This window comes from Streptomyces sp. NPDC005266 (genome assembly GCF_040607655.1).
Lineage (GTDB): Bacteria > Actinomycetota > Actinomycetes > Streptomycetales > Streptomycetaceae > Streptomyces.
On sequence record NZ_JBEXHC010000016.1, the window covers coordinates 122,454 to 144,860 of the forward strand.

At 70.6% G+C, this 22,407-nt stretch carries 13 protein-coding genes, 1 tRNA gene, 1 other RNA gene and 1 pseudogene; 6 read left to right on the forward strand and 10 right to left on the reverse strand.

Going from position 1 to position 22,407, the window contains the following annotated elements; translation table 11 throughout:
* Nucleotides 1-12: 12 nt before the first annotated feature.
* An RNA gene (ffs, locus tag ABZU99_RS25195) (signal recognition particle sRNA small type) lies at nt 13-109 on the reverse strand.
* A gap of 73 nt (nt 110-182) precedes the next feature.
* On the opposite strand from ffs, the gene ABZU99_RS25200 reads away from it, so the two are divergent.
* The 5 genes from ABZU99_RS25200 to ABZU99_RS25220 all read left to right on the forward strand — a co-directional run bounded on the left by ABZU99_RS25200 (nt 183) and on the right by ABZU99_RS25220 (nt 2,509).
* Nucleotides 183-270, forward strand: a tRNA-Ser gene (locus tag ABZU99_RS25200).
* A 484-nt stretch (nt 271-754) separates the two neighbouring features.
* Nucleotides 755-1,060, forward strand: coding sequence for a hypothetical protein (locus tag ABZU99_RS25205; protein ID WP_355947110.1), 306 nt, complete (start codon nt 755-757; stop codon nt 1,058-1,060).
* The gene (locus ABZU99_RS25210; RefSeq protein ID WP_355947107.1) at nt 1,057-1,497 is read left to right on the forward strand and encodes a hypothetical protein; all 441 of its coding nucleotides are present in this window, start codon (nt 1,057-1,059) and stop codon (nt 1,495-1,497) included. Before ABZU99_RS25205 ends, ABZU99_RS25210 begins: the two co-directional genes overlap by 4 nt.
* Nucleotides 1,494-2,111, forward strand: coding sequence for a hypothetical protein (locus ABZU99_RS25215; RefSeq protein WP_355947104.1), 618 nt, complete (start codon nt 1,494-1,496; stop codon nt 2,109-2,111). Before ABZU99_RS25210 ends, ABZU99_RS25215 begins: the two co-directional genes overlap by 4 nt.
* Before the next feature lie 158 nt (nt 2,112-2,269).
* A complete protein-coding gene (locus ABZU99_RS25220) occupies nt 2,270-2,509 on the forward strand; it encodes a hypothetical protein (RefSeq protein WP_355947101.1) in 240 nt (79 codons plus the stop codon).
* Nucleotides 2,510-2,562: 53 nt separating this feature from the next.
* Here the strand turns inward: ABZU99_RS25220 and ABZU99_RS25225 are convergent, their stop codons facing one another.
* The 8 genes and pseudogenes from ABZU99_RS25225 to ABZU99_RS25260 all read right to left on the reverse strand — a co-directional run bounded on the left by ABZU99_RS25225 (nt 2,563) and on the right by ABZU99_RS25260 (nt 19,703).
* Nucleotides 2,563-7,674, reverse strand: a complete 5,112-nt coding sequence (locus ABZU99_RS25225) for a hypothetical protein (protein WP_356050087.1) — start codon at nt 7,672-7,674, stop codon at nt 2,563-2,565.
* Between the two features lie 9 nt (nt 7,675-7,683).
* Entirely contained in the window at nt 7,684-10,782 is a 3,099-nt protein-coding gene (locus ABZU99_RS25230; RefSeq protein ID WP_355947095.1) for an ATP-binding protein, read from the reverse strand.
* Between the two features lie 67 nt (nt 10,783-10,849).
* Nucleotides 10,850-11,695, reverse strand: a complete 846-nt coding sequence (locus ABZU99_RS25235; RefSeq protein WP_355947092.1) for a hypothetical protein — start codon at nt 11,693-11,695, stop codon at nt 10,850-10,852.
* An 840-nt stretch (nt 11,696-12,535) separates the two neighbouring features.
* Nucleotides 12,536-12,852 (reverse strand): annotated as a pseudogene (locus tag ABZU99_RS25240) (sulfite exporter TauE/SafE family protein); the annotation flags it as partial.
* 190 nt (nt 12,853-13,042) lie between these two features.
* Nucleotides 13,043-13,426, reverse strand: coding sequence for an XRE family transcriptional regulator (locus ABZU99_RS25245; RefSeq protein ID WP_355947090.1), 384 nt, complete (start codon nt 13,424-13,426; stop codon nt 13,043-13,045).
* A 615-nt stretch (nt 13,427-14,041) separates the two neighbouring features.
* Nucleotides 14,042-14,731 (reverse strand): RES domain-containing protein, encoded by a 690-nt coding sequence (locus ABZU99_RS25250; protein WP_355947088.1) that lies wholly within the window; start codon nt 14,729-14,731, stop codon nt 14,042-14,044.
* Nucleotides 14,732-14,997: 266 nt separating this feature from the next.
* The gene (locus tag ABZU99_RS25255; RefSeq protein WP_356050090.1) at nt 14,998-17,409 is read right to left on the reverse strand and encodes a WD40 repeat domain-containing protein; all 2,412 of its coding nucleotides are present in this window, start codon (nt 17,407-17,409) and stop codon (nt 14,998-15,000) included.
* Nucleotides 17,406-19,703, reverse strand: a complete 2,298-nt coding sequence (locus ABZU99_RS25260) for a hypothetical protein (protein ID WP_356050092.1) — start codon at nt 19,701-19,703, stop codon at nt 17,406-17,408. The genes ABZU99_RS25255 and ABZU99_RS25260 overlap by 4 nt, the downstream gene beginning before the upstream one ends.
* 210 nt (nt 19,704-19,913) lie before the next feature.
* On the opposite strand from ABZU99_RS25260, the gene ABZU99_RS25265 reads away from it, so the two are divergent.
* On the forward strand, nt 19,914-21,290 hold the full coding sequence (locus ABZU99_RS25265; RefSeq protein ID WP_355947328.1) for a hypothetical protein: 1,377 nt from the start codon (nt 19,914-19,916) through the stop codon (nt 21,288-21,290).
* Nucleotides 21,291-21,346: 56 nt separating this feature from the next.
* Here the strand turns inward: ABZU99_RS25265 and ABZU99_RS25270 are convergent, their stop codons facing one another.
* On the reverse strand, nt 21,347-22,279 hold the full coding sequence (locus ABZU99_RS25270; protein ID WP_355947078.1) for a hypothetical protein: 933 nt from the start codon (nt 22,277-22,279) through the stop codon (nt 21,347-21,349).
* Nucleotides 22,280-22,407 lie beyond the last annotated feature (128 nt).

The window sequence follows — 22,407 nt, forward strand, 5'->3', positions numbered from 1 at the left end:
CCCCGCCCCAACGCAAGGGGCCCCTCACGCACCCGCCAGAGCTCACTTACCCTTGCTGCCTTCCGGCCCTGGGGGAGTTCGGTGAGATAGCGCCACGTGAGGGGCTGGCCCCCACCCTAGCGGATCGACCGGGGTGGGAACGAGTTCGCGAGCACGGCATCCGGTCTTGTATTGTTCCTGGCGGAGGATTCGCCTAGAGGCCTAGGGCGCACGCTTGGAAAGCGTGTTGGGGGCAACCCCTCACGAGTTCGAATCTCGTATCCTCCGCCAGTGCCTCACCGGGCACGATGTCGAAGGGCCCCACCGCTTGCGGTGGGGCCCTTCGACATGCTTGGTCTTAGTTGCAGTGATCGGATCGGCGCGGACCTGAGCGGACGGCGTGCATCCGCTGGCGCCTCTGACGCGTCCCCGTGCTGGGCGCCGCCCCGAATTTTCCTCCCGCGGCTCCCCCGGCAGCCACAGCGGTCGAGTAGGCCCCTCCGCACGTAGTGCGGCCTCATCGCACACAGGTCGCCTACCTCTGCAGGCCCAAGTGCCCTTCATGCGGGGCTGGCCACCACCGCCCGGGCTGCCACCAAAAACACGGATGGTACTGCTGGGTAGCAGCTTCATGCGGCATGTCTCTCGAACGGGGAGGGACGCCTGGCCCGACCGCCGGCGTGGCGGCTAGGAAAGCAAGGCAGACCCCACTTGCTGGCAGCCAACGTTTCCCAGCGAGGCCCTCCACCCGTGCTCCCCAAGGAGGAGAACGATCATGACCGCCGTAATCCCCGAGGCGTCAACGGCGACGCCGCCCCCAGACGGACGGTGCATCTCCACCGCTCCCACAGCTCTCGCCTCCGGACCCACCCCAGTCTCCTGGCAGCAACTCCGCGCCCTGAACGATTCGTACTCCGGCGTCACGACCCTGTTGGTCGAGGCCGGGATCGGCTTACACAAGCTCCTCCAGCGTGATGGCGGCTCGGACCTCAAGCTCGCTTACATGCTTCTCCAGGAGTTCGTGATCCGGCCCGTGGACGAACGCGCATCGGATGAGGCCGAGGAAGAGGCGATCGCGTGAACACCACCAACATCGACCTCGACACGCTTCCTCCGGACACCCTCGTCGCCGAGAACGGCCGGATCACCCCGATCGGAAAACTGGTCATCGCAAAGATGGCCAAGGAACTGGCCGACATCTGCCGACAGGCTGACGACCCGCAGGCCGTGCTCCAGGTGGTCCTGGAACTCATCCCCAAGCACATGGCGGAGATCGTCAGCCGACGCACCAACGTCGCCCCCAGCCCGCTGCGCACCACCCTCACCGGCCTTGTCGGGTCCGAGTGTCTGGAGCGACGCCCTGGCCGCGACCCACTGACCGGCGATCGGATGGATGGCCAGCCGGACACCGACGACACCTGGTCCGACCGCCTGCCGTGCACCCAGCAGCATGGCCACGGCGGCAATCACCGTGACGCCCTTGGGCGGAACTGGCAACGAGCGGAGGTTTCGGCATGACGATCCTCACCCGTGAGCGACTCATCGCCGTGTCGCTCCACTTGCGCCAGGGGGACGCCCAGCAGGCGAAGGCCGTCATGCTGCGCCGTGACGGGGACCGCTTCATCGCCGCCTACGACCCCGAGCGGGCCTCTCTCGACACGGCAGCCGTGCTCACCCGGGCCCTCCTCTCCTCCGAGCGCATCACCATCTCCGAGGCAATCCTCGAAGGCCACGACCCGGACCTGACGGCCTTGTACCGTGCTGCCTCGAAGCTGCTCCTGGACGTAGAGATCACCACCGGACCGCGGATCACGGAACCCGCGGTGAGGGTGCTCAGCCAGGACCCGACGCAGGCGACGTACTTCATCCCCGAGGACTGGGACCTGTCCGACGCCCTCGACAGGCTGCCCGCCGCCTTCGCCGACGCCCGGCCGGAGGTGGCCCGCAACCTGAAGCGGATCGAGCAGGCGAAGAAGGACTCCGCCGGAAAGATCGACCACGCTCTCGACCTCGTGGCCGTGCTGGTACTCGAGACCGACGATCCGGACGGCGTCTACGACGAAGTGCTGCAGCTGCTCCACCAGGTCCGCGCCGAGCGGACGACGGCCGCCGCCCCGGCCACTGCGGCCTGAGCTTCCATGTAGACGGCCCGGAACCGACGGTTTCACCACCGGTTCCGGGCCGTAAGGCCATGCGGCTCGTACAGCCGGGCGCACCGACGAGGCGGCCGGGCCTCCTTCACCAACGGGGACGGCAATCCGACCGATCGTGTCCGTGGCCTCTGCCATGCTTGGCCCACACCACCGGTAGTGAGAGAGCAGGACTGAGCTTAATCTTTTATGTTATTGCGGCCCTCGACAGCGCCGGAGCTATATCGGAGGCTGAGGCCGGCGACGATGGCATCGAAGTCCTGGCCGAGGCCGTTGACGAAGCCGTGCAGGGCGGGCAGGTCGTCGGCCTGGACGCGCTCGATCCACTGGGCCAGATGCCGGCCCTGCGGTTGTCTCGATCCCTGACCAATGTTGGGTAACTGAGGGCCCAACCTTGGGGTTGGGCCCTCATTGCTCCAACCGCGCTCGTCTCTCACGCCTGCCGAGCGGAGTCGCGGTGGGGGACGAACCACGCACGTGCCGAGCTCATGTAGCTGTCGGTCCGCGACGTAGGCATGTCCAGCTGCGCCACGAGCGTATTCCGATGGGAAAGTAGCGCGGCGCGCAGATCCAGATCCCGCTCAGCCATCAACTGGAGAGCAGCAAGTGCACGGGCACTGCACCCATCGAGGTCGGGCCAAGATCCCTCCGGGGACCGCAGCTCGACGGTACGCCCTTCGGTCGATGCGTAGGCGAAGGCAACGAAGACCGAATGGGAGCCGGAGACCGATGGCTTCAAGATGTGGTCGACCACGTTGCCGAGGATTTCCTGAGTCCACTTCTGACGCGGAAGCCACATCACGCCCCAGGCGGTGGCATCTGGATAAGACGGATTCGGCATGCGTTTCGGCACCTGGCGGGAGAGCATCTGCGCCTTGTTCATAATGTGCAAGGAGCGCGCTATCCAACCAATCTCGTTCCAGTGCTCCGCCTCGTCGAGAACCACGTCACGTCGCATCTGCCCGCCAATTGCCTCGGCCACGGCAGGTACCAGGCGATGGGCGAAGTCTGGCCGCACCCGGAGCGCGACATCCAGCAGCACATCGATGGAATGCGCGTTGAGACGCTTCACTAGTGATGCAGGCTGTAGATGCTCCAGTTCGTCGAACAAGAACCGGACAGGCTCGTCAGCCTTTGCCGTCACTAGCAGCGACAGCAAAGAAGGCATGTGCATCAGGTCCTTCACCCGCGCATAGCCAAGCCTTCTGGCCAGCCGCTGTCCTGAGATGTCAGCGGCCAGCCGACAAGCCCAGTCGGCATCCCAGATCAATGCCGTGCGCAGGACGTCGCTGAGTGCAGCCGGGCTGGTCACCTGCATTACCGTCGCCTGATGCCGGTTACGGAGATTGTCCACCCACTTCGAGTGCACGCCTCCCGACCGCAGCCCGAGCGCCACCAGTTGACGGACGACCTGGTACTGCTGGGTGGGGTGTTGGATATGGGCGACTTCGCTCGTGAAAGCGTTCCAGGCTCCCCCTTCACTCTGCAGGTCGCGCATCATCTCGGCACCGGCGCCGACGGACACCCGCTCCACCGCCGTCAGCAGCCGGGCCGCCTCGACGGGGTCGTTGTACACGGCTTGGCGCACCTTGTCCCGCAGCATGCTGTCCTTGCGTCTACGCCGGGAGACTTGCTTGTTCTTCAGATAGTCGAGGGTCGCTACGGCGGCGTCACCATTCAACCTGGCCAGTACGTTAATCACCTCAGTCACCTGATTCGTACTGGCTCCTCGACCGATCTGCGCGCCCCAACGCTGGCCTACCGAATCCGGGGTCTCGGTCTCATCCTTCCGCAGCACCCACAGTCCGGCGTCCTCCGCCGGCACACCCCCGTCAACGAGGGTCCGGGCGGTCTCTCGCGCGCACAGCGCCGCCGACGAGGGGGAGGAGGAGGCCATCCTCTCGATGAAGCCGACCGCGTCGTGCTCGTTGATGTACTGACTCGGCAATCTTTGGTACATGGCACGGCCTAGCTGGTGGAAGTATCGCCGGGCGTCTGCGATGGGCGCGTCCTTCATCCCTTCGAAGAGCCTCTTGTCCGACACGTGCCGACCCAGCTTCTCCAGGAAGGCCGCCCCGAACTCCTCGTCCTGTCCCAGCAGCAGGGCGGCCTGCGGGCCCCATGGGCGCATCGAGCGGTTCAGCGCCGTGGCGACGATGTCCACGAACAGGTCCAGGCACTCCTCCCGGAAGGAGGCGTTGACCTCCCAGATCCCCTTGATCAGGTGGTATTGGATCGAGATCCGCGGATCCTCTTCCAGTCGGGCGCTGACCCAGTCCTTGCCTAGTTCTTCGGCGAGGTATTGGCCGAAGCCCTTCTTCTCGGTCAGGAACAGCTCGTCGACGCGCGCCGTCGCTGACAGGATCAGACCGGCGCCCTTGGCGTCCTGGTGATCACGCACCTGCTGGGCGAGGGCGCGCGCGAGACCGGCGTCGGGACGCTCCGCGCGGTCGCCGTACAGCGCATGGCGGGCGGTGTAGTCGTGGATCTCGCTGGTCGTCCGCAGCAGCAGGGCCGCGTCCGTTGGGGTCGCGGTGCGCAGGGCCTTGCGGATGGCGACGCCGAAGCCCTCGCTCTTGTTGAGATCCCTGTCGTTGAGCATCCTGGTGACGAAGGCGACCTGGTAGTCCCGGGCCTCCGCCAGCGCGTACCGCAGGTCCACCGCGTTCGTGTGCCGCAGCGCCTGCCGGATACCGACGCGCACGTCGTGCCGGCCGAAGACGGTGTCCCAGTCCTGGTAGTCGGGGTCGTAGCGCAGCCGCAGTACGAGGTTAGAGAGGTACAGCGCGATCCCGCGAGCGGGATCGGGGTCGTGATCGAGCAGCTTGCGCACCTCGGCCTCGTTCTGGACCCAGGAGGCGTACTCCGGCATGCCGATGTCGTTGCCGGCGCGGCGCACCAGGCGTTCGACCCGGCTGACCGTGCGGTAGTCGAGGGCTTTGTCGGGGTTGAGGCGGACCAGGGTTGCCGATCCGCGCATGGCCACGACCTCGTCGAGGCGCGGATGGTGAAAGCGGCTGAGCTGCTCCAGCACGCTGTACAGGCCGTCGTCGGGCCTCGGCCTGTCCTCCAGGAGCTCTCCGAACCGCTGCACCATCCAGTCGGCGAAGGTGTCGAACTGGGTGTCGCCGAAGCGGTGCCGGTGCCGGTGGATCGCGCGGACCACGGCCAGCAGGGAGCGTGCGGACCGGGGGGTCGTCTGCGGCAGCCGCGTCACGAGGGTCTCGAGGAGTTTGCCGATCACCCTCTCGCCGAGGGAGGAGTCCATGGCGAGGAGCACCAGCGCGATGCCGACCGGTGACGCGTTCCGCCGCCACTTGGCGAAGTCGTCCTCGTGGTCGGGGCGCAGCAGGCTCTCCGCGAGGCTCCGGCAGACGCGCTCGTCGTACAGGCGCGCGCCGCGGAGCATGGGCAGCAGCCCGCTGCGGTTGTCGGCCAGGTCGCGGAAGAATTCCTTGGCGACGAGGCCGGCGACGAGGTCGTGGCGGCGTGGCCGGGTGGCCTCGTCAGGGTGGACGGCCTCGGTGTAGGCGTCCAGGATCGTGCGGCAGTCGGTGGGGCTGGGGAAGCGGAGCCGGTCGGGGGCTCCGTCCGGAGCGGCACCGATCTTGCAGAGGTCGGAACGCTCTTCCTCGGGGACGCTCACGTTCCCGCCGAGCAGGGATACGGCCGCGACGACGGCGGCCAGGTCCTGTGCGTCGGCCCCCAGATTCTCGGTGAAAGCCTGCCGCAGCTCCTCCCCGAGGCGCTCGGGCCTGTCGTTCCCGCCGCGGTAGTCGCACAGGCCCTTGACGAATCCGGCGAGGTCGTGAGGGAAGCGGCGCGCCAGGGCCTCGACGAAGCGCGGGTTGCCGGCGACCTTGTCCCCGTGGATTTCCCGGGCGCGGCCGGCCAGGTCGAGGAGGGCGGTGGGGCGGACGATGGACGGCACGACGGTGAGGTTCGCCGCCTGCCAGTCGTGGAACGAGTTGATGTCGTACCCCAGGCAGGCGAGCACGCTGACGCCGAACTCCGCCGACACTGCGGGCAGCACGCGGTCGACGTCCGTCTCGCCCATCGGCCGGATGGCATCGAGGATGACGACGGGGCAGCCGGTCTCCGGCTGGTCCAGGGGTTCGAGACTGCCGAGGGCGTGCCGCACGACTTCGGCGAGGACGTCACCGCTCGGGAACGCCCGGTCATCGGGGACGAGAACGACCACGCGCCGGCCGGTCTCGGCGAGCGACCGTGCCGTGCAGCGGGCAATGCAGCTCTTCCCTGAGCCGGACGGCCCTCCCAGCACGGCCACTTTGCGCTCCGGGTCCTGGAAGATCGCCATGAGGCTGTCGACCTGGTCCGTGCGGATGTCGGGGAGCCTTTGACCGTCGGGCTGCGTCCGCGACCAGTCGTGAAGACTCCATTCGGTGGCTTTCAGGGCGCTCTTGTGCCAGTTCCTCGACCAGTCGTCCCAGGCCGCGCCCCAGTAGGCGCGGGCCGCACCCGCCAGGGTGAGGCCGGGGTCCGCGACCGCGAGCGTCGGGGTGCCGTCCCCGGCGGAGGTACGGAACCAGCCGCCGCGGCCGGGATGGACGAGCGTGCCGCCGCAGGCCTCGGCGCGCAGGGACGCCTCGCCGGGCTCCATGGGCCGGAATTGCGTCGTCTCACCGAGATGCGACAGGGAGTACGCACCGGCGGCCAACATGCCGGGCGCGGGGTAGGGCAGTTCGGGAGTGTCGAGTGTCCGTGAGAGGAGCCGCAGGGCGGCGGGCAGGGTCACCGTGGTGTCGTCGACGCGGCTCGGCGGCAGCAGGCCCGGGACCGCCAGTCTCGGCTTCGGGTCCCCCACGAGTTCCCCGTCCATTCCCAGCTGGAGAAGCAGGGTCCGTACGGGTTCGGCGCCTCCGTCGGAGGCCCTGTTGGTGGCCGGAGTGACGGACCGCCATCTCCTGGTGATGCCGACCAGCTTCCGGACCGTGTCGTCGTGACCGGCGGCGGCGTCGCCGACTTTGCTCTCCAGGGCGAGCCGGGCCGCCCAGGCCGTGGGCGGCAGATCCGGGTCGGTGTCCGGGCGGAGGACGGTGACGTCCAGGTACTCGGCGGACGGGCCGTTGGGGGTGGCGGTCTCCCCGGACGGGTCTTCCTTGGACAGGTCTTCCTTTGACAGACGCTGCTCGGGTACGTACGGGCCGCTGTCGGGTGGACAGGCCCGCTCGTAGAGGCGGACGAGGTCGTCCTCCATGCCCTCAATGGCCTGGAGGTGCAAGACCAGCTCGGCGTACGGGCCTTCGCAGGCCTCCGGGTCCAGGACCATGTCGACCAGTCGTTCGAGGCTGGTGCGACCGGAGCCGGTCACGAACCGGTCCGGGATACCCAGCGCCGCACCATACAGCTCCCTGCGCTCCGCTTCCTCGTACAGGGGCCGGAGGCCTTGGGCATGGAGTCGTCCGAGCAGAACGTCTAAAGACGTGCGCAGGGCGGATTCCTCGCGCTTCGTCAGGATGTCGTCGAGGGCGAGCAGCGCGCCGATGACACCCTCACGTGCCGAGACGGAGTTCAGGGCCGTCATCTTGCCTCCTCACTGCGATCGATCGTCGGGGGCGGGCCGGGTAAATCGGGATCGACCGTGTCCGGTCGGGGGCGGATCGGGGCGGACGTCGAGACAGAACACTCCTCGCAGGTCGGTCACCACCAGCCGGGACCCGTCCGTGTCGAAGGCGAGCGCGACGGGCTGCTCCGGCAGCGGCAACCGGGAGACCGGCCGTTCACCACCGGACGTGACCGGGAGGAGGCACAGCCAGGGTTTCTGAGCGCCACCGGCCGCGGCCGCCAGGCTGTCGCCGACGGCGAACGCGAGCGTTCCGTCGCGCGCGGCGGGGATGTCAAGACCTCTCGTGCCGTGGCTCTCGTCCCACACGAACAGCCCCCCACTGCGGTCGAGCATGCCCACGGTGCGGCCGGTCGACGACACCACGGCGTGCTGCGCGGAGGGCATGAGCAGCGGCTGGCGTCGTACCGCCGTCACTCCCGTGTCCAGGACGCGCGCGGTCACGGTGCCGAACTCGGTGGTGGCGACGAGCCGTCGGTCGCCGGCCCCGCCCCCCAGGTGGACCTGGGTGACGCGGCTCGACCCCGGCACGGCGAACGACCTGGTCCGCCCGGTGGCCCCCGGTTGGACGACCTCGACCCGCGCGCCCCTGGCGACGGCCAGCAGGCCGTCGCCGTGCAGCGAGAACGCCGTCGCCCCGTCCAGGGCGGCCAGCGGATCGGGGTCCCGGCCCGTCAGCGGCCGCCACAGCAGTCCCGCGCCGTCCGCGACGAACGCGACGACGGGCTCGCCGTCGATGACGGCGAGCGCCAGGTGCGAGGCGATGCCGGCCTCCTCGGACCGCACCGCCTCGGCGAGCGGCGTGCCGTCCGCCAGATTCCACAGCCGTATGGAGGCGTCGCCGTGGGTGGTCACCACGTAGCCGTCGCCGGACGCGCCGGACGCGACCGCCAGGAGGTCGGGTACGGCCACGCCGTCCTTGGGAGTGGCCCACAGGACGTCGACTTCTGCGCCGGAACCGCGCGGGTACAGACCGCGCCCCTCGTCCCCGGACCTGAGGAGGCTGAGCTTCAGCTGGAACACCCGCTCCGCCGGGTGCAGTCCGGGCGTCTGGGTCCGTACGCCCGCACCGACCCGACGCGGCAGGACCCGGGCCCCACCGGCATCCAGTTGTCGGGCGAGAGCGTCGCCCGGCAGCGCGGCCCAGAACGCCCGCGAGGACCGTTCGGTGGCGAACTCCTGGTCGAAGCGGCTGGAGGCGTCCGCGAACAGGACGGTCAGCGCCGTGTCCGCCGCCCAGTCGATCCCGGGCTCCTCGGACACGGACGTTCCCCCCGTGTCGGCTCTGGACGCGTGGACGGGCAGGCAGTCCCGTACCGCCTCGGCGAACTCGGGCCCGTACGAGTCCGGCGCGACGGGGGTGGCGAGGCGCCACGCAGGGGGCGTAGCGGAGGAGCCGGTGCCCTTGCCTGTACCGGTGTCCGTCACCGCGGCGCCCAGCAGCTCCACGGCCTCCCTCGCCTCCTCGGGGCCGTATGTCCTGCCGGAACGGTCCGAAGCCGTGGCGAGCGCGGCCCAGTGCTCGGCCGTCAGGCCGGCGTCGTGCCCGCACGCCGCCGCGGCCCGCACCGGCTCCAGCATCGCCCGGCACCAGTCCTCCGGGCGGCCACGGGAGGCGAGCAGGCTCCGATGGAAGTTCGTCAGCTGCTTCCCCGCAGCGCGCCGCGCCCTCGCCCCGCCGTCGCGGTCGTGCGGGGGGCCGAGGAAGGCGTCGACCGCGTGGACCGCCGCCCCGAAGTGTCCGTGGCAGGCGGCGGCGACCGCGTCGGCGCCCCGTGCGCGGGCGTAAGCGCGGACGCCCTCGTCGTCGGTGCCGAGCTGAAACACCGGCAGCTGGAGGTCCTGCCACACCGCGTCGGCGGCGGCGTGGCCGGCCGAGGCGATGACGATGGTGCGCGCGTACTCGGCCAGGGGGTCGAGCAGGTCCGTGACCACGGCCGCGGGGTCGTCGCCCGCCAGATGGAGGTCGTCCACCAGAACGGTCCGGGGAGGCAGGTCCTCCAGGGCCTCGCACAGCTCGTCCGGAGTCGGGTTCCCCAGGTCAAGGCCGAGCGCCTTGTCGATCCGCCGGGCCAGGCCCGACACACTGGCGTCCTGGGCGGACACCAGCGCGTGCACCGAGCCATCCGGGAGGATGAGACCGCGCCGGGCGACGGGCGGCAGCAGCCGCCGCCACTCGGACTTCCCGCACACGGCCAGGTGTCCGAGGAGCGCGCTCTTGCCGACTCCGGCCGCGCCCCGGAGGATGAGCGGCCCGGCCGGTCCACCGCCGCCGATGAACTCGCGGAGACGCTGCTGTTCCTCGCGCCGGCCCGAGAAGTACCAGCCCTCCTGGCCCGGCCGTCTCCGGCCGCGTGCGAGGTGGGACCACTCGTCGAGATCCCGGTCGAGCCAGTCGGGCGACGTCCGGGGCATGTACGCCGGATCCGGCAGCGCGCGGCAGCTCCGGCGGTCGACGGAGGACACCCACACCTCCTGGCTGTCCGTCGACAGGTGTGTGTTGAGCTGCTCCACGAGAGCGGAGGGCTCGATGAACTCCCGCGTGCCGTCGCTCCGGGAGAGGGTCTTGGCGAACGCGCGGGCGAAGGCGAGCTGTTGGGCCTGCTGCGCCTTCCGGGCGGTGGCGATCACCCAGGCGTCGTAGTCGACGCGACCGGCGGCGGACTGACGCCGACGGGTCTCCATGGCGTCGCCCGCGCCGGACTCGGAGTAGCAGGCGTCGAGGACGATGACCGCCTGCTCGAAGAGTTCCTTCTTGCGTTGTCGGTCGCCCCCGTACAGGGTGTCGATGATGTCTGTCGGCTTAAGGAGATCCTTCGCCCACTCGTCGAACGTCGGTAAAGCCAGGCCCCACGTGGAGTCGTTCTTCCGCTCACCATGCCCCGTGCAGTAGATGAACAGAGACAGCGGCGGCTCCTGCTCGCCGCTGCTCACCCCCGTCAACCACGTACCGAGCTCCTTGCACACCTCGTGCAGGCCCCGCTCGCCGACGACTCCCCGAGGCCTGGGGATCTCCCGCATCCCCAGGTCCTGGAGCGTGCGGCGCATCAACCTCAGTTCGTCCGGCACGTGCTCGAGTCGCGCCAGGCCGGTTTCCTCACCGTATTCGCCCTCCCCTGCCAGGAAGAACCACCGCTCACCCAAGAGCTGCCTCGACTGCGCGCGCGGTCCGCAGGTTGGTCAGGTAGAGGGTGCAGTCGTGCATGTGGCGCAACGGGTTGGTGACGACGAAGTCCTCGACCTCTCCGCCGTAGAGGGTCTTGATGCGCTTGCGCAGGGCGACGACGTCCTGCTCGGCGGCCACGTTCACCCAGCGGCGCACGGACGGCGGGCGCCCCGGTTCCGCCTCGGCCGAGCGGGCCAGGCGGCGCCGGATGGACTTCAGCCCGAGCGGCGAGCCCATGGTGACCAGGGTGTCGATCCGGACGTCCTTGAGGTTCCACAGGACCTCGTAGGCCGCCACGCTCCCCAGCGAGTGGGCGAGGACCACCTGCGTGTCATCCTGGATCGCCGTCTCCAGCTCGCCCCGGATCTCCTGGCCCAGTGCAGGGTCCTCGAAGTACCGGTGCACCTGCTTGATCTGGCTGATGAGAACCGAGGCCGTCATCCCGCCGAGGTACGGCGTCCTCTCCAGGATGTCGAGGCAGGCCTGCGCGCCGCGGACGACGAGCCCCTTGGAGGCCGGCTCGGCGCTCTCCTCGTCGAAGGCCGCCGGATCCGCCTCCCGGGCCATGGCCTCCAGCAGCTCGTACTCGAAGCCGTCGGCCACGTCGGCGGCGGTGTAGAGCGCGTCACCGCCGGACTTGCCCGTGCCGCCGTTGTACAGGTGCCCGTAGAAGGCCGCCTCGAACGTCACCGCCCCGGCGTCGGGATACCGGATGTTCCGCAGCCCGGTGCTCAGCGCCCCGTGCCATGTCTCGTGCATCTCCTCGCGCGACCGCCAGGACCAACCGATGCCGTGTACGCCGACGATACGAGCCACGCCCGCCTCCCCCATTGACTGTCCAGAACATCCCAGACCAGCACCCCAGAAGGGTAGCCCCTGAACACCTGGCGACTGGTGCGATAGCGGATACCTTCTGCACCCGCACCCGATGTACGTGTCGGCGATCTCTGGACCTGGGTTCTGGATCCCCCGTCGCCGAGAGGATGTCCCCTTCATGCACGAGAGGCGACAGAGGGCCTGACCTCATAAGACGGCCGGGGCTTGTGGTCTCAGTTCTGGTCTCATTCGGCCCCGTCCGTCCCCGTGCGACAAAGCGGATCAGGCTTCTTGTTTGGTGCTGCGGCTCCGCATCCAGGCGGCGTTACGCAAGACGCTTCGGTAACCGCGACTTGTCTAGCGCCCTCGTCACGAGGAGCCACAGAGTGACCGCACGACGTAACCCACTGCGCGCACAGACGCGCGTCAGGGCGTCGCAGAGCAGCACGCCGACAGAGAGCACGCGAACGCTCACAGCCGTGCCCGTACGCAGCGTCAAGAGCGCTGAGGACGTACGTAGCGCGCTGATCAGTGAGCTTGAGCTACACCTCTCGACCACGACTAACAAGCACGGCCGTCCGTTCCAGCGCCGGACGATCAACGCCTACAAGTACGCGGCTGTCCAGCTCGGCCACTGGCTGACTGCTCAGGGGGTGCGGCAGATGGCTTCATGGTCGATACCGCCACGCTCAACCGCTTCTTCCGCTGGTATTACGAGACCCAGGACGTCCCCAAGAGCCAGGATGGGAAGGGCGGTTACACAGGCGGCACGAACACGGTGCAACGCAACCTCCGCGCACTGTTCGCGTACCTGGCCGAGGAGTACGAGCACCCGGACCCGAGCAGAATCGGTTCGGGTAGCTGTGCGGCCGTCCAGGTCCCGGCAGGTACGGTGCACGCTGCCCCGGCGATCAGCGGCACCATCGCCGCCAGGCGTACCTTGCGCCGGCCTGCGGCAAGATCCACGGCGCTGATGGCACCGGCCGCGCAGTTGGCCAACGCCACGCCCTGCCCTGGGCCGAGAGTCAGTGCCGGCGCGGGTACGGCGACGAGGGCGGAATCCCTTACCGGTGAGCCACTGCACCGGTGAGCCACTGCACCGGCGCGCCCACCAGGACGATCCCGCACGGCAGCGCGTCGGCTGACCAGCCGGTCACTGGCGACTCCCGACCGGTTGGTCTCCGGCCGGCCCGGCCGGTCGGCGCCTCGGCATGGCAGGCGACCTGGCGCCCAGACACGTCGTCATGCCGGGGACGTCAGCGGACGCCGGAGCGCCGTTCCTCGCTCGAGCGCACGGCGCATCTGCCCCGGCGTCCGCGGTCGGATCGCGGCATCGGATCGCGGCAGTTAAAGGTCGCCCTTGATGTAGGAGCGAGCCGCTGCCATGACGTCTTTGTGGCGGTCATCGGCGATGGCCTGAACCGGCGAGTCGTCCTCCAGCTGCGGGTTCATGCCGATCATCCAGGCGCGCGCCGTGTGACAGTTCTCGGCGCGGGTGATCATCTGGAACACCTGGTAGGCCGCTCGCAGGCGCAATTCGGAGTCGATGCGCGGGCTGTTGTGACCGCTGCACCACTTGCCGACCTGCTTGGGGTCTTCGATGCTCGCGATGAACGCGGTAAGTCGCTGGCCGAAATTCTCCTGCAGGAAGCGCGCGATGTCGGCAATGGACGTCTGCACCATGTCGGCGTGGGCAGCTGTCTCGGTGTCGTGCTCTCGCAGGGTCTCCATGGTCTCCTCATTTTCCTCGTGGTCGAGGGCATACCGATGCCTCGACGGAGGGTGGTGGGCGGCGCTGCCTGCTGCAGGCCTGACTCAGGAAAATGAGTGGGCCGGGGAAACGGGACCGCCCCGCCGGCTCGCTGGAGCCTGGTCGGAGTGGGCGCACGTTCGGCTCAGGCAGGCCGTACGTGGTGAAGGGTCACGGATGCCCGGGTGACGGCGTGACGGGCAGTCCGTGAGGTTCCGCGCCAGCGGTGTTGCGGCTGGGCGCGTCGGCACCCCGGAGGAGATGGTGGCGACTCGGAGTCGGTGGTGCTGGGACGAGCATGGCGACGGCCGGCAAGGGTGGGCCGGTGGGTAACCGACGACTGGTCAACATCGCGTCTCCTCAACTGGGTTGAGAGCAGTCTACCCTTCGGCGGCCCGTTCACTCCACCGTTTTCCCCTCCTCAATCCCCCGGGAAATCCTCCCTCGGGCAGCGAGTGTGCTGGCGTGACCAGGGGTTATTCGGGACTCGGTTGGGGGCCCTGTGACCAATTCGTGGCACTGGGGCGTCAGAGCACCCCCCGATCGGGCGACGACCGTGTGGCCGACCGTACGAGCGTGCGAGGTTCGGAACAGCTTCAGAAGAGCTTGAGTCCGTACTCCGTGGCGACCTCGCGCAGAGCGGCGTCCTCCAGCCGGATGGGGCGGCGCTCCGCTTGTTCGAGGTCGACATCGCTGAAGACGGCCCAGCACTGACGCCCGCCGTATCCGGAGCGGTAGGCGATGCCCTGGGCCAGCCGGTGTCCGGCCCGGTCGCGCTGGGCGACGGTCCAGGCGGCTATCTGGCGGGCGACCCTGCGGTCGCGGCCGTGGATGTGCTCGTCGGTGAGGGGGCTCCCCACTCTCCACACCTTCAGCTCGTGGCGGAGTTCCCTGGTGAGAACCGCTCGAGTGGCCGGGGAGTCGACGTCGAGGAATCGTGCGTCCTTGGCCGGCACGATCCTGACCAGGATGTGGTCCTCACGCCAGCCGGAGGCCAGATGGCCGAGCTTCATATGACTGGGCCGGTTGTCCCAGTCACTCTCGATGATGCTGCGCAGTTTCGGGTGGACTCTGAAGTGCGCCAGGGCTTCGGCGTAGCAGCCGGCCGGATCGGTGGCGCAGTAGAGCATGCCGTAGGTGGCGAGGCTGAAGCGGCCGGCGCTGGAGCCCTGGCTGGTCTCGGGCTCCAGCCGGTTGTACTCCACGGGCTTCCGCTTCTTGCCCAGGCGCCACATGCCGCGCACCGGGGCCGGGACGAGGGTGACGGGGGACTCGTCCAAGGACATCAGGCCCACGCCCCCGACGCGTCGGTGTGCGTCGCGGGCCCGGTGGGTTCGGTGGGCGCGTGCGGGCCGGCTAAGTCTCGTACGGCGGGGAGGTGTAAGCGGGCGGCGGTCACCACCGAAGGAGCGCGGTTCATACATCCTCGTTGCTTCGGAACGTGCGGGCGATCATTCTCGCCCAGCCGGTACCCGAGGGTGCCCGCTTCGGCGGGATCGTGGGGGCGCGTGAGGGGAGCTCTGAGGCACGAGGACAGCGCACAGCCGTCATCTCAATAGCGCTCCAGGTGCACCCGGAAGACACAAACCCCTGCTGTTCCGGCGGCCAGGAGGACGGGGTGGCCCATGTCGGCCGTGTCCGGTCCGTTCGGCCCGCGGACCGCGAGGGTGCTGAGCGGGTTGCCGGTCACGATGCGCAGCAGATGCGTCCGCGCGGTGACGTCCCACAGGTGGATGGTGCCGCTGGGGCCCGCCGCGGCGAGGAAGGGCCCGCCCGCCGGGCCGGGGAAGGACACCAGCGCGGTCACGGGTCCGTCGTCGGCGTCCAAGGGGGCGCCGACCGCCCGCAGGATCGCGGCATCCCAGAGGCGAACGGTGCCGTCCTCGCCGCCGGACGCGATCAGCGCGGCCTCGCCGTGGCGGGGCGGCACCGCCGCCACGGCGTGGACGCCCTGCTGGCCGCAGTGGATCGGCGGCCGCCCGGCCGGCTCGGTGGCCGGGTCCCACAGTCGTACGGTCCCGTCGGCGCCCGCCGACACGATGAGTGTGCCGTGCCCCGTGTCGAGCACGGCGATGTCCCTGACGCTCAGCATGTGGTCGTCCCAGCAGGCCAGTGGGCGCTGACGGCCGAGGTCCCAGAGACGTACGGAGCCGTCTCCGCTGCCGGTGGCCAGCAGGGCGCGTTCCCCGTCCGTGAAGGCCTCCATGGCCTGGACGGGGATGCTGTGGTTCACCAGTTTCCCGCGGCTCCTCGGGGGCGCGCCGCCCCCGGCGTCCAGGGACCAGATCCGGACGCCTGCGTCGCTGTGCGCGGTCAGCAGGAGGGGTTCCCCGCCATCGGCGGCCCAGGCGAAGGCGGTCACCGTGCTCTCGCCGGCCGGAAGGGGCACCTGACGTCCCGTCTCCACGTTCCACAGCGCTGTCCCCGCCTCGTCGGCCACGGCGAGGAGCAGGGCGGGGCCGGCAAGCGCCCGGCCCGCCAGCGCGGCCGCGGTGACGGGACGCCGGACGGGTCGTGGGGGGCGGTTGCCGTGGCCCGTGAGCTTCCAGCGGCGCAGCGTCCTGTCCGCTCCGGCGGAGACGACGAGCGCCTGCGCGTCCGGCGCCAGTGCCTCCGACGCTCGCGCGGCCAGCGGGAATGCGTCCAACGGCAGTGCGTCCGACGCCCGCGCGGCCAGCGGGAGTGCGGCCAGCGCCACGGGAGGGGCCGTGTGTCCTTCGAGAGCACCGCCGATCGGGCGGCCGGTGTCCGCGTTCCACATCCGGAGGGTGTGGTCGATGCCGGCTGAGACCACGGCGTGCACTCCGTCCACCACCACAGCGGCGAGGGCGATGACCGATCCGCCGGCCGACGGAGTCGCGGCAGCCGTCCGGCGGCCCGTCGAGGCGTCCCAGACGGCGATGTGTCCCGAGTCGTCGCAGGTCGCGAACCGGCCGGGCACCGGCAGGTCCACGACGGCCCGCACCTCGTCCTGGTGCGGGGGGTCGGTGCGGACGATGTCCTGGCCCGGCCGCCAGAGGCGGACCTGCCGCCCCTGCGCGATGGCCAGCGCCATGCCGTCCGCTCCGTCGAGGCCGATGCCCGTCAGGATCGCCGGTGCCGCTTCCAGGTCCGGAAGCGGGGTCTCGACGGGCTGGAAGGTGGCGGTGTCCAGCGCGGTGAGATGGCCGTCGCTGTGGGCCACGAGGAGGAGCCGGGGTGCGTCCACCGGTCGGTGGAGGGTGAGGCCGCTGACCCAGGTACGAGGGCGCCGTACCGGCTCGGCGAGGAGCTGGCCGCGGAGGGTGTGCCAGACGCGTACGGCCCCGTCGGTCCCGCCGGAGACGAACAGGTCGGCCTGGAGGGGCAGCAGATGCTGGATGGCGCCGCCGTTGGTGTGCAGGGGCGTCCCGAAGGGGACGCCGTGCGTTTCCCACATGCGGATCGTGCCGTGGCTGTCGCCGCTGATCAGCAGGGACCGGCCGTCGGACGTCGTGGTGTGAGCCAGTGACTCGACGGGGATGTCGGAGACGGCCAGTACGTTGTCCGGCACGCTCCAGTCGCTCCACAGCGGAGTGATGCGCGAACCCGCCATGCCTCGGGTCGCCGCGGGCAGCCCGGCCGACGGAGTACGGCGGCGGGTCGCGGCGTGGTGGGCCAGGTGCAGGCTCGTCAGGCGTGAGTCCGGATCGGCGTCGCGGACGAACGGCTCGATGACGGCCCATGCCTCCAGCCACTCCTTCTGCTGTCCGGCGCCCGCCTGCCGTAACAGGGTGCGCACATTCCTGCTGGACTCCCACGGCAGTACGGCCAGCGGCACATGGGCATCGTCGAGAACACGGCCCCGGGCGGCGTGGTCGGCCAGGTGCCGGCTGAGGTAGGGGTGGGGCGGGATCGTCGGGTCCTCGGCGACCAGCTTGGCCAGCGCCTTCGCGATCAGCCGGTGGGCGTCGTCCGCGGCGGCCCACGCCTTGGCGTCGCTCATACGGCGTCCCCCGCGACGTTCCCCGCAGGGTTCCGCGTGCCCGCGACGTTTCCCGCAGGGTTCCGCGCGACGTTCCCCGCGGTATTCCCCGCGACGTCCCCCGCGGCGTCCCCCGTGACGTTCCGCGCGGTGTTGCCCGCGACGTTTCCCGCGGTGCTCCGCGCGACGTTCCCCGTGGCGTCCCCCGCGGTGTTGTCCCCGGCGTCGCCCGCGACGTTCCCCGCGACGTCCCCCACGGCGTCCCCCACCGCGCTCCCCGCCGCATCCGCCAGCAGGTCCTGCCGTGGATCCCGGAGGATCTCGGCCAGGGCCTCGTGGACCGGCCGGTACACCAGGCGGTCGTCCTCGTGGTCGTGGGCCAGGTACCCGGAGAGTCCGCTCTTCAGCAGGGAGCCGATCATCCGGTCCGGGTCTTCGATCGGCCGGCCGAGCAGCGCACCGGCCATCGTGGGCCACACATTCGACCAGGGGATGCCGGCGCCCAGTGCGAAGGCGCCGGCCCGTAAGAGGGCCAGGGCGACGTCCGCAGGCAGCCCTTCCTCCGCCACCAGCATGAGGTCGCGTCGCAGCAGCCCCTTGGTCCCCGCCTGCAGCAGGTCCAGCCACTGCGGGCTGCCGGCCAGGGCGCCCGGGTCCGCCGCCGCCCTCAACTGCTCGCCCGCCAGCCGGGCGTCCAGGAATGAGGGCCACACCCGGTCGGCGACGGTCTCGGCGGCCGCGCGGACGTCACCGCTCTCGGCGGTGTCCGGGCCGATGAGCGCGCGGACGTAGTCGGCGATGTCGTCGCGGCTTCCCGGCTCGTCCGTACGCACCACCCACGCCGTGGGGAACATGTCGCGCAGCGCGGCGAGCAAGCCCGGCTCCTGCACGGTGCACGACTCCTCGGCGGCGCGGCCGGCGGGCGGGCGGCTGCTGCGGACTCCTATGAGCAGCCGCAGCGGCCGCTGTCCTGGCCCGGGCCGGCGCTGCCCGGGGAGGGGAGCGCAGTGGGGGTGCAGCGGGGCGAGGACGCTCCGGACGATCTGGAGAGGCTCGAGCGCTTCGTCCAGACCGTCGATGACCACGGTCAGCGTCTCACCGGGCTCCTTGAGGCACGAGCCGAGCTGGGCGCCCCACCGTTCCCCGGGATCGTCCGTCGGTCCCGGGGAGTCCGGTTCGATGCCGAGCCCGATCAGCAGTTCCCTCAGCACGTCCGAGGCGGAGCGCTGCCGGGCCAGTACGGCGACGGACACGGACCCCTCGGGCGGGACGGTCCGGGGCGGGGCCGACTTCACGGCGTCGCGGTAGCGGGGGTTCGCGCGGAACAGCGGATCGCTGAGCGTCACGGCCCGGCCCAGCACGGCCGATTTGCCGCTTCCGGCGGTCCCGGTCAGCAGCAGTACGCCACAGGGGCGGGTGAGGAAGGTGGTGAGGTCGCGGTTGAGCCGGTCCCGGCCGCTGAAGTACCAGCCGGGGTCGGTCTCCTGCGGGCGCCCGCTGGCCCGGTCGAGCCAGACGTCCCGGTCGATCCAGATGTCGATGTCGTCCGCCGGGGTGGCGACCTGGCGGCGCGCGGGCCCCACCAGTTCCCGTACGGGCCGGTATCCGGGGTTGGGCAGGCAGGGCGTCAGGGTGGTCTGGCCGCCCCCGTCGATGATCCGGTGCAGCCGGTGCTTGCGCCGCTCGGCGTCGTCGTTGCCCAGTGCGTTCTCGAACTCCGTCATCAGATGGCCGACGCTGAGCCAGGGCGTGGTGATCTGGGCGTTGGTGCGCAGCCGCTCCAGGACCCGGCGCATCACCGAGGGGAAGCGCCGCACATGGACGGGCTGGTCGTGGGCGCAGGTGACGATGACGTCCAGGCTGCCCCCGTCACGTCTGCCCCGCCGGATCTCCTGGTGGAGCCGGGCCAGTTCGTCGCGGATGCCTGCCGCGTAGCAGGTGTTGATGATGACGAGGACGTGCTCGGCGTGGGAGTCGAGGGCGGCGGCGACGATCTCGCTGGTGCGGACGGCCGTGGCCAGCTGACGCCGGGGCTCCGTGTTCGGCAGTTGCAGGAAGTGGGTGCCCGAGGCGCCCAGCTTCCCGTGTCCGGTGACGAAGAGGACCAAGGCCTGGCCACGCGTCTCGCGCACGTTGGACTCGTGCAGAAAGCGCTCCACGTCATAGCGCTCCCGCAAGTCCGGTTGAGCCACTCTCGAGAAGGGCTCGATCGCTCCGGAGCCGCACCACCAGTCGTCGACAACGGCCAGCTGCTCCTCGATGCCTTCCGTGAACTCCTCGTCGCCATCCGGGTATTCACGGATGGCCACGGTCATCAAGGTGCGCTGTGCGTCCCGTTCATCCTCGCCGCCCCCCGACGGTGTCTCTCCGATGCTGACAAGCCCGCTCGCCCCCCGCCGCATACTCCCTATTCTTCCCTCATGAGCGAGCTGTCGCAGCCGTATCCCGCAGCCCAACGGCCCTACGGCCGCACCGGAGTGTCACCGAACGCGACCCAGGACGCCGTCGTCGTCGTGCCCGGCATCATGGGCAGCGAGCTGTACGACACGGAGAGAGACGCCGTCGTGTGGGGCCTGTCGAACTCCGGCTGGCTGCTGAAGGCGTGGACGGCGCCCGGCGGACTGCGCCCCCTCCACCTCACCCCCGACGAACGCGAGGGGCGCCTGGGCCGCATCCGGGCCCGGCGGCTGCTGCGGACACCCGGGTGGAGCCCCGTCCTGCGAGGGCTGGAGCCCTACACCGAGCTGGTCCGGACCGTCACCCGGAGCGTGGCCGCCCCGGAGGCCGTCCTGGAGTTCGCGTACGACTGGCGGCTTCCCGTCGCCACCAACGCCCGCTTCCTCGCCGAGGCCGCGCGTGGGCATCTGGAACGGTGGCGCGAGCACCCCGCCCACACCGCGGCCCGCGCCCACCGGGTCGACGAGCGGGAGGGCCGGCTCGTCTTCGTCGCCCACTCCATGGGCGGCCTGCTCACCCTCGCCGCGCTCGGCAACGGGCCGGACGTCGACCTGGCCCGCGACACCCGGGGCGTGCTCACCCTCGGCACCCCCTTCCGGGGCGCGGTCGCCGCCGCCGCGATCCTCAACACCGGCCAGGGAGCGCCCGTCCCGCTTCCGCACCGCAGGCTCAGGGAGCTGGCCTTCACCATGCCGGGCCTGCACGATCTGCTGCCGACGTTCCCCTGCCTGGACGAGGGGATGAACGTCCGGCCGCTCACCCCGGTGGACATCGCCGACCTCGGCGGGGACAAGGACCTGGCCGTGGAGTCGCAGGCGCTCCACGACAGCCTGCGCGGCCGTACGCTGCCCGGGCACCGGGCGGTCGTCGGCATCAGCCAGCCCACGATGCAGTCGCTGACCCTGCGAGGCGGCGTCGTCGTCCCCTTCGAGCACGCCTACCGGCAGCACAGCGACGGCGAGTTGCTGCGGGACGCCGATGGCGCCCCGCGCCGCTTCGATGTCGCGGGCGACGGCACGGTGCACAAGGAGTCCGCCTCCCTCACCCGCGCCACCGTGCCGTTCGCCCTCCAGCACGGCACGCTGGCCAAGGGCGAGGCCGCGATGGAGGCGGTCACCTCGTTCCTGGAGGAGGACGAGCACTTGGGTCCCACCCTGGCACCGGCGGGCATGGGACTGCAGGTGCCGGACTTCGTCACCCCCGAGGCCGCATGGACCCTCCGCGTGCACGGCGCGGACAGCCCGGCGGGGCTGGAGTGCACCGTCGAACAGGTCGGGGCCCAGGCCGGCTTCAGGACTCGCGCCGCCCTGTACGGCGACGAGGACGACCTCGCCGCCCGCGTCACCGTGCCCGCGAGCGGGCTGTACCGCGTCACCCTCGACTCGGGCGACGGCAGGCCGCTGACCCAGCTCGTCCTCGCGGGCCCGGGCGGGCCGGACGGCTGAGGACCTCAGAACAGCTGAGGGGCCCGGCCGCCGGGCCCTTCGTGCGGGGCTGTCGGTCAGGTGCGGGGCGTGGACCACCACGGCGGCCGGGGCAGCCGTGGGACGGCGAGGCCGACCGGGGTGGTGAGTCCGGTGAAGGGGACGGTGGCCTGCGGGCCTCCGCTCGCGGGAACCTTCACCACCCGGTCATTGCCGAAGTCGGCGATGAACAGTTCCCGGCGCGCGTTGAGGGCGAGCCCCTGGGGGCTGCGCAGTCCGTTGGTGGGGACGGTCGCCTGGGGGCCGCCGTCGGCGGGCACCTTCACCACGCGGTCGTTGCCCGAGTCGGAGATGTAGAGGCTTCCGGCGGTGTCGAAGGCGAGACCGGTGGGCTGGGAGAGGCCGGTGGTGGGAACGGTGGTCTGGGGGCCGCCGTCCGTCGGCACCTTCACGACGCGGTCGTTCACGAAGTCGGCGATGAGGAGAGCACCGTGGCGGTCGATGGCCAGGCCGTTCGGGTGAAGCAGCCCGGTGGTCGGGACGGTGGTCTGCGGACCGCCGTCCGCGGGGACCTTCACCACCCGGTCGTTGAAGCTGTCGGCGATGAACAGGTCGCCGTCGGCGTCGAGCGCCAGCCCGATCGGACGGGAGAGGCCGGTGGTGGGGACGGTGGTCTGTGGGCCGCCGTCCGCGGGCACCCTCACCACCCGGTTGTTGCCCGTGTCGGAGACATAGAGGTTCCCGGCGGGGTCGAGCGTCATCCCGGTCGGCCGGACCAGGCCGGCGGTGGGGACGGTGATCTGCGGACCGCCGCCCGCGGGCAGCTTCAGCACCTGGTTGGCGGCGTAGTCGGAGACGTACAGCGGCGCCGTGCCCGGGACGGGCGCCGCGGCCTCGGGGTCCGGTGAAGCCCCGGCGGCCGGGGCCACCGAGACCAGCCCGGCCAAGCACAGCAGCACAATCCCCGCGATCGCGGTCAGCCGTTGTCGTAGCCCCGTGGAGCGACCCATGACACACCCACCTGTTCTTGCCGGTCGGCCGGAAGCCTCGGCGCGGCGGCGCCGGGGACATGATGCCCCGTCAGTTAAGAACACCGGCTGGCGGGCCCGGGCGCACCACGTCTCGCCCGCCCGTGATC

Bases quoted from the DNA above. Each gene is read 5' to 3' on its own strand.
- ABZU99_RS25205 (WP_355947110.1), top strand. From the start codon at position 755: ATGACCGCCGTAATCCCCGAGGCGTCAACGGCGACGCCGCCCCCAGAC.
- ABZU99_RS25260 (WP_356050092.1), bottom strand. From the start codon at position 19,703: ATGACCGTGGCCATCCGTGAATACCCGGATGGCGACGAGGAGTTCACG.
- ABZU99_RS25270 (WP_355947078.1), bottom strand. From the start codon at position 22,279: ATGGGTCGCTCCACGGGGCTACGACAACGGCTGACCGCGATCGCGGGG.
- ABZU99_RS25245 (WP_355947090.1), bottom strand. From the start codon at position 13,426: ATGGAGACCCTGCGAGAGCACGACACCGAGACAGCTGCCCACGCCGAC.
- ABZU99_RS25250 (WP_355947088.1), bottom strand. From the start codon at position 14,731: ATGTCCTTGGACGAGTCCCCCGTCACCCTCGTCCCGGCCCCGGTGCGC.
- ABZU99_RS25265 (WP_355947328.1), top strand. From the start codon at position 19,914: ATGGGCAGCGAGCTGTACGACACGGAGAGAGACGCCGTCGTGTGGGGC.
- ABZU99_RS25225 (WP_356050087.1), bottom strand. From the start codon at position 7,674: ATGACGGCCCTGAACTCCGTCTCGGCACGTGAGGGTGTCATCGGCGCG.
- ABZU99_RS25215 (WP_355947104.1), top strand. From the start codon at position 1,494: ATGACGATCCTCACCCGTGAGCGACTCATCGCCGTGTCGCTCCACTTG.
- ABZU99_RS25255 (WP_356050090.1), bottom strand. From the start codon at position 17,409: ATGAGCGACGCCAAGGCGTGGGCCGCCGCGGACGACGCCCACCGGCTG.